Here is a 14,704-nt window from a genome sequence, read left to right on the forward strand (position 1 = left end):
CTTAAAATTTTGGTATCAAGTTAGCTTTAGAAATATTACTTAAAGCAAATTGTTCTTCGGTGCCATCTAGGGTAATGGTAACAATTTCACCCTCAATAGCAGTAATCACGCCTTTCCACTTACGACGGTTATTGACCGCCATTTTCAACACCAAGTTTACATCGTGACCGATGAATTGTTGGTAGTGAGCAGGCTTGAACAGTGGACGTTCTAAACCTGGTGAGGAAACTTCTAAGTTATATGCAACCGTAATTGGATCTTCAACATCCATCACCGCGCTTACTTGGCGGCTAACCTCTGCACAATCATCAACATTGATGCCATTTTCATGATCAATAAAAATACGCAATGTGGAGTGCTCACCAGCTCGGATAAATTCCAAGCCAACTAATTCATAACCAGAAGCTGCCACTGGCGCTTCCAATAATTCGGTTAATTGTTTTTCTAAACCAGTCATACTCTCTCCGGAAATGAAGCCTTCTCCACACTCTCTGTCGCTTTAACACATAAAAAAGCCAACAAAACCAAGAAGCTACACTTAAAGCCAATCGTCCAGAAACAAAAAAAGGGCTTAAAGCCCAATTCAAACACCATGCATTATCTGCATAGTCAATAATTTGAACGGTCAATTTTGACCAATCAAGTTATGCAGATAATAAAAAACCCCGATAAGTCGGGGTTTTTTATTGCTGGACCCTGATATTACTAAGCATATATTTTGCTTAGCTGTGTCAAAAGTCAGACTTTTAACACGAAAACTTATAACAGCATATCCTATAAAGGATTGGTTGCGGGGGCCGGATTTGAACCGACGACCTTCGGGTTATGAGCCCGACGAGCTACCAAGCTGCTCCACCCCGCGTCCGATTTTGCTTTCTATCTAAGCGCATTATACTCGCTGCAATAGACATTACAAGCTTTACAAACAATGGTGCCGAGAGGGGGACTTGAACCCCCACACCATAAGGCACTAGCACCTCATGCTAGCGTGTCTACCAATTTCACCATCTCGGCAATATTCTTATTAAGAATAACTGTTACCAAAGTAACAATTACTGAGGAATTTCGTCACCGCTCTTAGGCGCTGGAATTTCATCAGTAGCAACTTGTTCTTTATCAGTCTTCTGCTCAACACTTAATTGTGGTGCAGCAAACTTAGATTCATGCTTCGCTGTTGACATATGGCCAAGAACCAAACTGATGATAAAGAAAATTGTTGCGAAGATCGCTGTTGAACGGGTAAGGAAATTACCTGAGCCACCAGAGCCAAATACTGTATTTGATGCTCCAGCCCCGAAAGAGGCTCCCATGTCTGCGCCTTTACCTTGCTGAATCAACACTAGGCCAATTACACCAAGCGCAACCAGTAGATAAATCACAAGTAGAACTGTTAACATTTTTCCACCTATGTTCTAAATTTTTGAGCTATTGCTTTTAATTAAAAACAATAACGCACCTCCCTAATGAGGCGCAGTGATACTAACCAAAGCGACACTAACTGACAAGTGAAAATTGCCAAAAAAGTATAACTTGCGGTTCAAACGATTAAAAAAGGGACAAAACAACAATAAACAGGCCAGTGACGATTCACCACCAGCCTTGAGTTGTTTTAGCAATTCTCTTTAACTTTTTCAGCAATTGCATTCGCCGAAGATTCAACTAACTGGGCATCTTCACCTTCAACCATTACTCGAATCAGTGGTTCGGTACCTGATTTACGTAATAGTACTCGGCCTTTATCGCCCAATTTAGATTCAACATCTTTAACTGAATCAAGTACCGCTTGGTTTTGCAACGGATCGCTATCACCTGCGAAACGTACATTCACCAAAACTTGCGGATATAGCGTCATTCCTGATGCTAAGGCACTGAGTGATAGTTTACTGCCGACAATTGAAGCAAGCACTTGTAGTGCGGCAACAATCGCATCCCCCGTTGTCACTTTATCAAGCAAAATAACATGGCCAGAGTTCTCTGCACCAATTTTCCAGCCTTTTTCTAATAACTGTTCCATTACGTAGCGGTCGCCGACCTTTGAACGAACAAAAGGGATACCTAGCTGTTTCAAGCCGTTTTCCATGCCTAGGTTAGTCATCAAAGTACCGACTACCCCACCTTTCAGCTCACCACGACGCAGGGCATCGCGAGCAATGATATAAGCAATTTGGTCGCCATCGACTTTGTTGCCTAGTTCGTCAACCATGATGATTCGGTCACCGTCGCCATCAAATGCTAAGCCCAGATCTGCTTTTTCATCAATAACACGCTGCTGTAAAGCATTTACATCCGTCGCTCCAACTTGATCATTGATATTCAGACCATTTGGCTCACACCCCATCGCAATAACATCAGCACCTAATTCAGTAAAGACACTCGGAGCAATATGATACGTCGCACCATGTGCGCAATCGACTACGATCTTTAAGCCTTTCAAACTTAATTCATTAGGGAAAGTACTCTTACAAAACTCAATATAACGACCTGCCGCATCGACCATGCGCTTAGCTTTACCCAGCATGGCTGATTCAACGCATTCGATATCTTTTTCCAGTTCCGCTTCAATCGCCAGTTCAATATCATCTGGCAATTTGGTGCCTTCCGATGAAAAGAACTTAATACCGTTATCGTAGTAAGGATTATGAGATGCCGAGATCACAATGCCCGCTTCTGCTCGGAATGTTTGCGTTAAATAAGCAACAGCAGGTGTTGGCATTGGGCCAGTTAAGATCGCTTTTAACCCAGCAGCAGCCAGACCCGCTTCTAATGCCGATTCCAGCATATAGCCAGAGATGCGAGTATCTTTACCTATAATAACTTGCTTGGTCCCTTGTTTGGCTAATACACGGCCCGCAGCCCAACCTAGCTTTAATACAAAATCAGGAGTAATTGGATAGTCACCAACTTTGCCACGTACACCATCGGTACCAAAATATTTTCTCGTTGACATGATTTGTCCTTATTCTTCAAGCGGCTTATTAATGGCAAATATGAATAACCACCATTAATTAAATTGAATTATTGATTAGTTTGAATCATTTCAAGAATACGCATGGCATCTTGAGTTTCTTGTACGTCATGGACTCGAATAATTTGAGCCCCTTGCTGAGCAGCAATAGTCGCGCAAACCACACTGCCTATAACACATTCACTAGTTGGCTTATTCAAAGCCTTCGATACCATAGACTTTCTCGACATTCCTGCAAGAATCGGTAACTTATATTGATGAAAACGTTCAAGGTTTGCCAGTAAATGATAATTATGCGCTAAAGTTTTACCAAAGCCAAAACCTGGATCGATAATTATATTCTCGCGCTTAATTCCTGCCGTAACACACTCATCGATACGCAGAGTCAGAAAGTCATCGACATCTTGTAATACGTCATGATATTCAGGATTATCTTGCATGGTTTTAGGCTCACCTTGCATATGCATAATACAAACAGGAACATTTGCTTTGGCAACCACATCTAGCGCCCCAGGTAAGCTAAGAGAGCGCACATCATTAATAATATCAGCACCACATTCGATACTTTGCTTCATCACTTCCGCTTTACTGGTATCAATAGAAATCCAGACATCAGATTTTTGGCGGATCGCTTTAACCAGTGGAATAACCCGATTTAATTCATCTTCTAGCGATACTTCTTTTGCGCCAGGACGCGTCGACTCACCACCAATATCAATAATAGTCGCCCCCGCCGCTATCATAGCGTCAACTTGTAGGAGAGCTTTATCAAGTAGATTAAACTTGCCACCATCAGAAAAAGAGTCAGGCGTGGCATTTAAAATCCCCATAATTTGAGGACGGCTAAGATCAAGTTGTTTGTGATTAAAAATTAATTTCATAACAAGAATATTACTCACAATTTGCTTAGGAGAGATTGGAGATTAAAGTAAAGATGATTTCTTCTGTAAGGTAAAAAGCAAAAAGCCCCGACTTTCATCAGGGCTTGAGTATGCTTATAAAAGCTTATGAATCTTTATTTTTTGATTCATTGTCATCTTGTGACTGTTCAGAATCAGGCTTCGCTTCACCTTTAGCTTCCTCAGACTTGGTTTCTTCTACCTTATCTTCTTCTACTTTGGCATCAGGTGCCTTAGCAGTCGGCTCAGCAGTTTTCACTTCGCTATCAGTCCAGCCTTGTGGAGCACGAACTGTCTCTGCACGATTCATCAAGTCATCAATCTGACCAGCATCAATAGTTTCATATTTCATCAGCGCATCTTTCATTGCATGCATGATATCCATATTATCTTCTAATATCTTTTTAGCACGTTCATAGTTACGGTCTATAAGAATTCGTACTTCTTGATCAATCAAGCGAGCGGTTTCATCCGATACTTGTTTAGCTTGAGACATTCCAGCCCCCATGAAGACTTCACCATCTTCTTGGGCATAAAGCAATGGTCCAAGTTTTTCAGAGAAGCCCCATTGAGTGACCATTTTGCGAGCAATATCCGTTGCACGTTCGATGTCGTTTGAGGCACCGGTTGACACTTTATCTGAACCATAAATAAGTTCTTCAGCCAAACGACCACCATACAAGCTAGAAATCATAGACTCTAAGTGTTGGCGAGACATACTCACACGATCTTGTTCAGGCAAGTACATCGTCACACCCAGCGCACGGCCACGTGGAATAATGGATACTTTATAAACCGGGTCATGTTCTGGCACTAAACGGCCAACAATCGCATGCCCTGCCTCGTGGTATGCCGTCGATGCTTTGGTTTCTTCCGTCAACACCATTGAACGACGCTCTGCGCCCATCATGATTTTGTCTTTAGCAAGCTCAAACTCAACCATAGATACATTGCGTTTATTACCACGAGCAGCAAATAATGCAGCTTCGTTTACTAGGTTTGCAAGATCGGCACCGGAAAAACCAGGTGTACCACGAGCAATCAGCGATGGCTCAACATTTTCCGCTAGCGGAACTTTACGCATATGTACTTTTAGAATTTGCTCACGACCTCGAACGTCAGGTAAGCCAACCACAACTTGACGGTCAAAACGGCCAGGGCGAAGCAATGCAGGGTCTAGTACGTCAGGGCGGTTAGTTGCCGCAATAACGATAATACCTTCATTACCTTCAAAACCATCCATTTCAACCAGCATTTGGTTTAGTGTTTGTTCACGTTCATCATGACCGCCACCAACACCTGCACCACGTTTACGCCCTACCGCATCAATTTCATCGATAAAGATAATACAAGGAGATGCTTTCTTGGCTTGTTCAAACATATCACGCACACGAGATGCACCAACACCAACAAACATTTCTACGAAATCAGAACCAGAAATAGTAAAAAATGGTACTTTTGCTTCACCAGCAATTGCTTTCGCCAATAAAGTTTTACCTGTACCTGGAGGACCAACCATCAATACACCTGTTGGAATTTTACCACCAAGTTTTTGAAAACGGCTAGGGTCGCGTAGGTAATCAACCAGCTCTTTTACGTCTTCTTTTGCTTCGTCACAACCAGCAACGTCGGCAAAAGTTGTTTTGATTTGTTCTTCACCCATCATGCGAGCTTTACTCTTGCCAAACGACATAGCGCCTTTACCGCCGCCGCCTTGCATCTGTCGCATGAAGAAAATCCACACCCCGATCAGTAAGATCATTGGGAACCAAGAGATAAAGATAGTACTTAATAAGCTTTGTTGCTCTGGTGCTGTACCCGATACTTTCACGTTTTGATTAATAAGATCGTCGAGAAGCTTATCATCATAAACTGGCATATAAGTTACATTGCGAGAATTATCAGTTCGAACAAAGGTAATTTCTCTATCCTTAAACTTTGCCTCACGAACTTGGCCTTGACCAACGTCTTTTACAAAGGATGTGTAATCAATCGCTTTTCCGTTACTGTCCCCAGGCCCAAAGCTCTGGAAAACTGACATCAAAACTACGGCGATTACTAGCCATAAAATTAAATTTTTTGCCATGTCACTCAAGGTGTCAGCCTCTCGGTCACTATTAATTAAAAGTAGATTACTACAGTTTATATCCTGTAGCTACGATATATACCTCACGAGAACGCGCACGTGAAGAGTCTGGTTTACGAATTTTTACAGCTTTAAACATATCTCGTACATCTTTGACGTACTGATCAAAGCCTTCGCCTTGGAATACCTTAACTATAAAACTACCATCAGGAGCTAGAACTTGTCGACACATATCCAACGCTAATTCAACTAAATACATAGCTCTTGGTTGGTCTACAGCAAGGTTTCCGCTCATATTAGGCGCCATGTCAGACATAACTACATCCACCATATCAGGTTGAATGCGTTCTAGTAAGGCATCTAATACGGCTTCTTCACGAAAATCCCCTTGAAGAAAGCTAACACCTACGATTGAATCCATAGATAAAATGTCACAAGCTATTACTTGTCCTTCATCGCCTACAATTTCAGCAGCATATTGAGACCAGCCGCCAGGTGCTGCACCTAAATCTACTACTGTCATTCCAGGTTTTAAGAGTTTATCTTTCTCTTGAATCTCTTCAATTTTGAAAATAGCACGTGAACGGTAACCTCGCTTTTGGGCTTCTGCTACATACTTATCATCAAAATGCTCTTGTAACCAACGACCAGAACTAGCCGAGTGTTTTTTCTTACTCATTTTATTCCTACTGATTATTCAACGCTTCCTACACTCTATGGTAGAAAGCTTCTGCTACTGCAGAAAACATCACAAGAGCCGTTGCGATTAACATATCCAAGTGACTTTAAGTCACTTGGATATAAAAACTATTACGGAAAATATAGTCTTCCACAATAGATGGCGCTAAAATAGATGTTTTCAACCCTTATACTATAAAAAAATGGCCGCACAATGAACCTAAGCACCAAACAAAAGCAGCACTTGAAAGGACTAGCTCACAATTTAAAACCTGTCGTGCTAATGGGCGCAAATGGATTGACTGAAGCTGTTCTTGCGGAAATTGAGCTTGCACTTGACCATCACGAGCTGATTAAAGTCAAAGTCGCTTCTGAAGACCGTGAAACAAAGTCGCTAATTATAGACGCCATTGTTCGTGAAACTAAAGCGGAAAAAGTACAAACTATTGGTAAAATTTTGGTTTTATTCCGTCAAAGCGAGCAGCGTAAAATTGAGATCCCTCGTAAGTAACCACTTACTTGCTGTTTTCAATTCATTTCAAATAGAAGATCGCCTAGTGCGATCTTTTTTATGTTACTAGTTCAGAGAGCGCTTAGAGTTGCGAATAAAAGCACTTATGCATCACATAGCATACGTCAACTAAAGCACGTTTAAGCTTTTCGTTACTCGATCAAAACGTCTCCACACCTCGCTTCCATCTTATACAAAAAAGCCGCATTAACTGCGGCTTTTTTAAATAAATATCTTACTCTGGATGCTTAAATATAATCTACCTGAGTGATTTCAAAATCTTTATCGCCACCTGGGGTTGAGATAACCACTTCATCACCTTCCATTTTACCGATCAAACCACGAGCAATTGGTGAACTTACTGAAATTTTACCAGCTTTAATGTCAGCTTCATCGTCACCGACAATTGTATATTTCACTTCTTTGTCAGTATCAATATCAAGCAAAGTTACCGTCGTTCCAAAAATAACTTTTCCGGTATTTTCCATCTTAGACACATCAATTACTTGAGCAACCGACAACTTATACTCAATATCGCGGATCTGAGCTTCACAAATGCCTTGTTCTTCACGAGCAGCATGGTATTCAGCATTTTCCTTTAAATCACCTAATTCACGCGCTTCGGCAATTGCCGCCGAGATCAATGGGCGGCGCTTTAATAATGCTTCTAATTCTGTACGTAGTAATTGCTCACCACACACGGTCATTGGGACTTTATCCATTTTAAACCTCACTCCGACTTCAACTCCAAAGAGCGAACCTCAGACAAAAAATACCCACTCAACTTGTTGCTGAGTAGGTGCCGTTAGAATATTTAATTGGCAACTAGTGTAATTAAACTTGGTTATTTCGTCACTATAAAAATAAGATCTCAATCACATTTCATTGAAAATACAGGCACTTTTAAAACTTTAACTTTTTTCTAAAACACAACTACTTTTAGTCAATTTCGTGGCTAAAATCTAAAAAAATCAAACTTGAGATCTCCATCACAAAAACCAGGACACCACCATAACCTACTGAATAAAATGAAAAATACCAGAACAAAAAAACTAAAACCACTGTGAGAGTTATGATTTTTAGGTATTTTGAGATCATTTGACTATCTTGAGCGGGAACTTACACGGTACAACACATGTAGGAATTATTTATGCCAGCTATCAATATATGCACTATATATTAGTTGGATCAAATAAAACCCATGTATGCAACAAGCGTGTATACAAACAAAAGTTATAGAGTAGTCATTAGCTACCAACTTTAATCAATTAAACGATTAGGATAAATACAACCAGGCGTTTTATTTATGTTAATTTATAACAATTACTTAAAATCAATACGAAATTTATTACGTTTAAAAAGAAAAATGCAGTAAAATTCGCCCCCATAGAATGGCTTTCATTCTATATATGGATAATTAAAAATCAGTTAGGATTAATACAATGAAAAAAACATTACTAGCTTTAGCAGTGGCCGCTGCTTCAGTATCAACTGCAGCTTCTGCAGCAACTATCTACAAAGATGACACTTCTACTTTAAACATGGGTGGCCGTGTTGAAGTTCGTGCTAACTTCTCTGATGCAAACAAAACTGCTGAAGATGACAACATGTACAAAGACGCTTCTCGTATCCGCTTAAACATTGGTGGTGAACAAAAGCTAAATGAAGATATCTCTTTCATCGGTTTTACTGAGTTTGAAGTAACTGAAGATCAATCAGATGCAACTAATACTGACGACGCATTATTCAACACTCGTTACCTATATGCTGGTGTAACGTCACAAACTTACGGTGCGCTAACTTACGGTCACCAAGACAACGCATTCACTTACCTAACTAACTTCACCGATATGGCTGAAGTGTTCTCTGGTTACATCAACGAATATAACGTTGCAACTTCTGACCGTGCTAACAATGTTCTACGTTATGCATTCAACACTGAAAAGCTAACTATTCAAGCAAGTGTTCAAGGTGACTCTGATTCAGATGGTACTCCTGTAACTCAAAATGCTGATGGTTTTGGCGTTATTGCTGCATACAAAATCACTGACGCTATCGAGCTTGGTTTAGGTTATGCACAAACTGATGCTAATGCTGCAGGTGATGACCAATTCAGTACTGGCGACAATAACACATACACAGCGGCTGCTCGTTACTCGAAAAATGGCATTTTAGTTGCTGCAACGTATGAAGGCGGTACAATCTCCACTGCTGATACTTCTATTGCAGAAACAGACTTCAACGCTGCTGACCTTTACGCTGGTTACACTTTTGGCGACAACAACGTAAACCTAACATACAACTACTTTGATGCTGATAAAGATCAATTTGATTCACTAAACATGAGCAATGTGAACTTTGAGTACGCTCGTTACTTTGGTGAGCACGCAACTGTTTACGGTGCATACCAGTTAAACCTTCTTTCTGACGGCGATGCTGCTACTGACGCACAAACTGAAGACCAAATCCAAGTTGGTCTACGCTACGCATTCTAATCTAGCACCTCTTAGAGGTTAGATAAGAATCTTAAAACGCCTACTTATTTTAGTAGGCGTTTTTGTTTATACTTAGCGCTCAATTTCAATGCCTACCCCACAGGTGAATAATGCGCTTATTTTTTGTTTTTATTAATCTTTTCTTCTTGTTGAGTTCATTCTCATCACAAGCTGCATTACCAAAACCACATTTCCCAAGTAGCGATATCCTACCGTCAGGGACTCGAGTGGGCTTAATCGCCAAGTCACCGAGCTCGACATTATTGGGACAAAACAATGATCAGCTATTCCCACCAGCTAGCACCTTAAAGCTAGTGACCGCACTGGCAGCTAAAATCGAACTAGGTGATGATTTTCGCTACTCAACACAATTAGAGCAAAATGGTAAGGATCTAGTAGTACGCTTTTCTGGCGATCCGAGCTTAACTTCCGCCGACATTAGTCAACTGCTAAAAAATGCAAACATCTCAACAATTAGCGGCGACCTTATCTTAGATAGCAGCGCTTTTACTGGCTATGAAAAAGCGGTTGGTTGGCCGTGGGATATTCTTGGCGTTTGTTACAGCACACCTTCTAGCGCAATTACCTTAAATGGTAACTGTGTGATGGCATCCATTTATACCAATGCAGATGGTAGCACTCGTGTGTTTACGCCTAAGCATCAGCCTGTCAATGTCAGTACGACAGCGACAGCAATTACCCGTAAGCAACAAAAAGAGCAGTACTGTGATTTAGAACTGACTACCACTCCAGCTAACCATTACCGCTTATCAGGCTGTTTAGTGAAACGAGATCAGCCATTACCGCTTAACTTTGCAGTGCAAAACGCCTTCTTGTATGCATCGGCAACCTTGCATCAAATCTTAGATGAACAAGGTATCAAGCTTAAAGGCAGCATTAAATTGGCAACAGCTGTTACTACCAAAAAGCAGGCCAAGAATACAAAGGTACTGGCTAAACATCTATCGGTGCCATTGCCTGTTCTACTCGAGCACATGCTAAAAGACTCTGATAATCTATACGCCAACAACTTAACTAAAACCTTAGGCGAACATTACTTTAATCAAGCGGGTTCCTTTGCTAATGGCACCGAAGCCATTAAGCAGATTTTAAACAAACAAGCCAAAGTCGATTTATCTAATGCGGTTTTAGAAGATGGTTCAGGGCTGTCTCGTAACAACCGCGTTACTCCAAATCAACTGTACTCAGTATTAAAATTTATTAAAGCCAATGATCATAACCTGGACTTCATTCGCTTAATGCCAACAGCAGGCATAGACGGCACATTAAAATACCGCTCTAGCATGAGAAAAGCGCCAATAAAAGGCAACATAGTCGCGAAAAGTGGTTCTTTATTTGCCACTCACAATATGGCGGGTTTCGTACTCAATGAGCAAGGTGAACCAACAACTATGTTTGTTCAATTAGTGACGGATTATCACCCACAAAATAATACCAGCACCATTCCACCACTAACCCAATTTGAGCAAGCGTTTTATCAGAATTTGATTAAGGCGACGAAGGAAAAGTAGCGGTACTCGTAGCTAGGACGCTTTGCTACTCGTGACTCGAAAAAGAAGAGTGGATACGAGTTACGGGGACGCTACGCTCGGGAGCCGAAAAGACTAGTGAGTGTTGAGTGAACAATTTAAAATCATTACATTCACATCAATGGCGTTTATTTAATTTCTCGAACTTTCCGTATTGACTTCGAGTGACAAGAAGCAAAGCGCTCGAGCCCCGAGAAACGCAACTAAACAAAAACCCACTTTAGCTACAACAACTAAAGTGGGTTTATTTTTATTACTTATTAACGCTTGTTTATTAACGTTTGCTTATTACGCCAAAGACTCTTTCACTTTCGCATGCAACTCTTGTACAGAGGTAACATTCGAGCGGTTGTCTTCTTTATGAGCCATACAACTTGCGAAAGCCGCATTCAAGGTCGTGGTGTAGTTCACTTTCTCTTGTAATGCGCCGCGACGTAGTACTTTTGAGTCTTCAATTGCTTGACGACCGGCTGCCGTGTTCACAATGTAGGTGTATTCATTGTTCTTGATACGGTCAAGAATATGAGGACGACCTTCATGTACTTTATTCACCAAACGAGGGTTAATACCAGCTTCGCCTAGCACGACTGCTGTACCGTGTGTTGCATCTAATTGGTAACCCAGTTTGATTAACTGAGATGCCAACTCTACAACACGCTCTTTGTCTTCTTTACGAACAGAAAGCAGTGCACGGCCACCTTCAGGGTAAACATTACCAATACCCAGTTCCGCTTTCGCAAACGCTTGAGCAAAGGTTTTACCTACGCCCATCACTTCACCGGTTGAGCGCATTTCTGGGCCTAACAGTGGATCCACACCTAGGAACTTGTTAAATGGTAATACAACTTCTTTAACTGAGTAGTAAGGTGGAATGATTTCTTTAGTGAAACCTTGTGATGCTAAAGATTGACCAGCCATTACGCGAGCGGCAATTTTAGCAATCGGGGCGCCAATTGCTTTTGATACAAATGGAACCGTACGCGCGGCACGAGGGTTCACCTCGATTAAGTATACTTGGCCATCTTTAACTGCAAACTGAGTATTCATCAAGCCGCGAACACCAAGCTCAAACGCTAGCTTTTCAACTTGCTCGCGCATAACATCTTGGATTTCTTTTCTTAAGGTATAAGCAGGTAGTGAACATGCTGAGTCACCTGAGTGAACGCCGGCTTGCTCAATGTGCTCCATGATACCGCCAATCACTACTTGCTCGCCGTCACAAATCGCGTCAACGTCAACTTCAACCGCATCATCTAAGAATAGGTCTAGAAGAACTGGAGATTCATTCGATACGCTTACCGCTTCGTTGAAGTAGCGACGTAAATCTTGCTCATCATATACGATTTCCATCGCACGACCACCAAGTACATACGACGGACGAACCACTAACGGGTAACCAATTTCACGTGATTTTTCAATCGCTTGTTCCATTGTGGTTACAGTGGCATTTTCAGGTTGTAATAAACCTAAACGATCGACTGCCGTTTGAAAACGCTCACGGTCTTCCGCGCGGTCAATCGCATCTGGGCTAGTACCAATAATTGGCACACCAGCCGCTTCTAGTGCACGAGCCAGTTTCAGTGGCGTTTGACCACCGTACTGTACGATCACGCCTTTTGGCTTCTCGATACGTACGATTTCAAGCACATCTTCCAGTGTTACTGGTTCGAAGTATAAACGGTCAGACGTATCGTAATCGGTAGAAACCGTTTCAGGGTTACAGTTCACCATGATGGTTTCGTAACCGTCTTCACGTAATGCCAGTGATGCGTGCACACAACAGTAGTCAAATTCGATACCTTGACCGATACGGTTTGGACCACCGCCCAATACCATAATTTTATCGCGGTCAGTTGGGTTCGCTTCACACTCTTCATCGTATGATGAGTACATGTAAGCCGTATCTGAAGAGAACTCAGCAGCACAAGTATCAACACGCTTGTAGACTGGGTGGATATTGTATTGCTCACGAGCACGGCGAATTTCACTTTCAGCCACACCAAGTAGTTTCGCTAAACGTGCATCACCGAAGCCTTTGCGCTTCATTTTGCGTAATACTTCTTCGTTTAGACCAGCGTAACCGCCCGCTTTGACTTCTTCTTCCAATTTCACTAGCTCTTCGATTTGAACTAGGAACCAACGGTCAACATTAGTTAGATTGAATACACCATCCACTGACATGCCAGCACGGAATGCATCAGCGATGTACCAAATACGGTCACAACCCGCTTCTTTCAATTCTTGGCGGATCTTAGTCAATGCATCTGGTGCATCCAAATCGACCATTTCATCAAAACCATCACGACCAACTTCTAGGCCACGTAATGCTTTTTGTAGTGATTCTTGTTGGTTACGGCCAATTGCCATTACTTCACCAACCGACTTCATTTGAGTGGTTAGACGGTCATTGGCACCGGCAAATTTCTCAAAGTTAAAACGAGGGATCTTAGTCACAACGTAGTCGATGGTTGGTTCAAATGATGCTGGCGTTGCACCACCAGTGATGTCATTCATTAACTCATCAAGCGTATAACCAATCGCCAGTTTTGCTGCGATTTTAGCAATTGGGAAACCTGTTGCTTTAGAAGCAAGCGCTGATGAACGAGATACACGTGGGTTCATTTCGATGATAACCATACGGCCATCTTTCGGGTTGATACCAAACTGTACGTTTGAACCACCTGTTTCAACACCAATTTCACGCAATACCGCTAAAGAAGCGTTACGCATTAATTGGTATTCTTTATCTGTTAGAGTTTGAGCTGGAGCCACAGTGATCGAGTCACCTGTGTGAATGCCCATTGCATCGAAGTTTTCAATCGCACATACGATGATACAGTTATCCGCTTTATCGCGAACCACTTCCATCTCGTACTCTTTCCAACCAATCAATGATTCATCAATAAGAAGTTCATTAGTTGGTGAAAGATCTAAACCACGACGGCAGATTTCTTCAAATTCTTCTTTGTTATACGCGATACCACCACCGGTACCACCCATAGTAAATGAAGGACGGATGATACAAGGGAAGCCAACCATATCGAGAACTTTATAAGCTTCTTCCATCGATTTCGCCGTATCCGCACGTGGACACTCTAGGCCAATTGATTTCATTGCTTTATCGAAACGAGAACGGTCTTCTGCTTTATCAATTGCATCCGCGGTCGCACCGATCATTTCCACACCAAACTCTTCAAGTACGCCGTGTTTTTCTAAATCAAGTGCACAGTTCAGAGCCGTTTGACCACCCATGGTAGGTAGTACCGCATCAGGGCGCTCTTTAGCAATAATGTTACGAACCACTTCCCAGTGAATTGGCTCGATATAAGTTGCATCGGCCATTTCTGGGTCAGTCATGATGGTTGCTGGGTTAGAGTTAACTAAGATAACTCGGTAACCTTCTTCACGCAGAGCTTTACATGCTTGAGCGCCAGAGTAGTCAAATTCACAAGCCTGACCGATAACAATTGGGCCAGCACCTAAAATCAGTACGCTTTTTATGTCAGTACGTTTTGGCATT

11 protein-coding genes and 2 tRNA genes are annotated in these 14,704 nt (G+C 41.8%); 3 read left to right on the forward strand and 10 right to left on the reverse strand.

Annotated elements, in window-relative coordinates; genetic code table 11:
* Position 1: 1 nt before the first annotated feature.
* The 8 genes from rimP to rlmE all read right to left on the reverse strand — a co-directional run bounded on the left by rimP (position 2) and on the right by rlmE (position 6,629).
* On the reverse strand, positions 2-457 hold the full coding sequence (gene rimP, locus K358_RS0115100) for a ribosome maturation factor RimP (protein WP_027697601.1): 456 nt from the start codon (positions 455-457) through the stop codon (positions 2-4).
* Positions 458-785: 328 nt separating this feature from the next.
* Positions 786-862: transfer RNA gene (locus tag K358_RS0115105), tRNA-Met, on the reverse strand.
* A gap of 67 nt (positions 863-929) precedes the next feature.
* Positions 930-1,014 (reverse strand) — tRNA-Leu (locus tag K358_RS0115110).
* A gap of 38 nt (positions 1,015-1,052) precedes the next feature.
* Positions 1,053-1,397 (reverse strand): preprotein translocase subunit SecG, encoded by a 345-nt coding sequence (gene secG / locus K358_RS0115115; protein WP_027697602.1) that lies wholly within the window; start codon positions 1,395-1,397, stop codon positions 1,053-1,055.
* A 212-nt stretch (positions 1,398-1,609) separates the two neighbouring features.
* Positions 1,610-2,947: a phosphoglucosamine mutase gene (gene glmM / locus K358_RS0115120; protein ID WP_038150262.1), complete on the reverse strand. Its 1,338-nt coding sequence runs from the start codon at positions 2,945-2,947 to the stop codon at positions 1,610-1,612.
* 68 nt (positions 2,948-3,015) lie between these two features.
* Positions 3,016-3,846, reverse strand: coding sequence for a dihydropteroate synthase (gene folP, locus K358_RS0115125; RefSeq protein WP_027697604.1), 831 nt, complete (start codon positions 3,844-3,846; stop codon positions 3,016-3,018).
* A 124-nt stretch (positions 3,847-3,970) separates the two neighbouring features.
* The gene (gene ftsH / locus K358_RS0115130) at positions 3,971-5,959 is read right to left on the reverse strand and encodes an ATP-dependent zinc metalloprotease FtsH (RefSeq protein ID WP_083962843.1); all 1,989 of its coding nucleotides are present in this window, start codon (positions 5,957-5,959) and stop codon (positions 3,971-3,973) included.
* Between the two features lie 40 nt (positions 5,960-5,999).
* Positions 6,000-6,629: a 23S rRNA (uridine(2552)-2'-O)-methyltransferase RlmE gene (gene rlmE / locus K358_RS0115135; RefSeq protein ID WP_027697606.1), complete on the reverse strand. Its 630-nt coding sequence runs from the start codon at positions 6,627-6,629 to the stop codon at positions 6,000-6,002.
* 213 nt (positions 6,630-6,842) lie between these two features.
* Between rlmE and yhbY the strand changes: the two genes are divergently transcribed.
* Positions 6,843-7,139, forward strand: coding sequence for a ribosome assembly RNA-binding protein YhbY (gene yhbY / locus K358_RS0115140; RefSeq protein WP_027697607.1), 297 nt, complete (start codon positions 6,843-6,845; stop codon positions 7,137-7,139).
* A 248-nt stretch (positions 7,140-7,387) separates the two neighbouring features.
* Here the strand turns inward: yhbY and greA are convergent, their stop codons facing one another.
* Positions 7,388-7,861: a transcription elongation factor GreA gene (gene greA, locus K358_RS0115145; protein ID WP_027697608.1), complete on the reverse strand. Its 474-nt coding sequence runs from the start codon at positions 7,859-7,861 to the stop codon at positions 7,388-7,390.
* A 720-nt stretch (positions 7,862-8,581) separates the two neighbouring features.
* Between greA and K358_RS0115150 the strand changes: the two genes are divergently transcribed.
* Positions 8,582-9,634, forward strand: a complete 1,053-nt coding sequence (locus K358_RS0115150; protein ID WP_027697609.1) for a porin — start codon at positions 8,582-8,584, stop codon at positions 9,632-9,634.
* Between the two features lie 110 nt (positions 9,635-9,744).
* Entirely contained in the window at positions 9,745-11,166 is a 1,422-nt protein-coding gene (gene dacB / locus K358_RS0115155) for a serine-type D-Ala-D-Ala carboxypeptidase (RefSeq protein WP_038150264.1), read from the forward strand.
* A gap of 306 nt (positions 11,167-11,472) precedes the next feature.
* Here the strand turns inward: dacB and carB are convergent, their stop codons facing one another.
* Positions 11,473-14,703, reverse strand: coding sequence for a carbamoyl-phosphate synthase large subunit (carB, locus tag K358_RS0115160; RefSeq protein ID WP_027697611.1), 3,231 nt, complete (start codon positions 14,701-14,703; stop codon positions 11,473-11,475).
* Between the last annotated feature and the right edge of the window lies 1 nt (position 14,704).

The organism is Vibrio litoralis DSM 17657 (genome assembly GCF_000426765.1).
GTDB lineage: Bacteria > Pseudomonadota > Gammaproteobacteria > Enterobacterales > Vibrionaceae > Vibrio > Vibrio litoralis.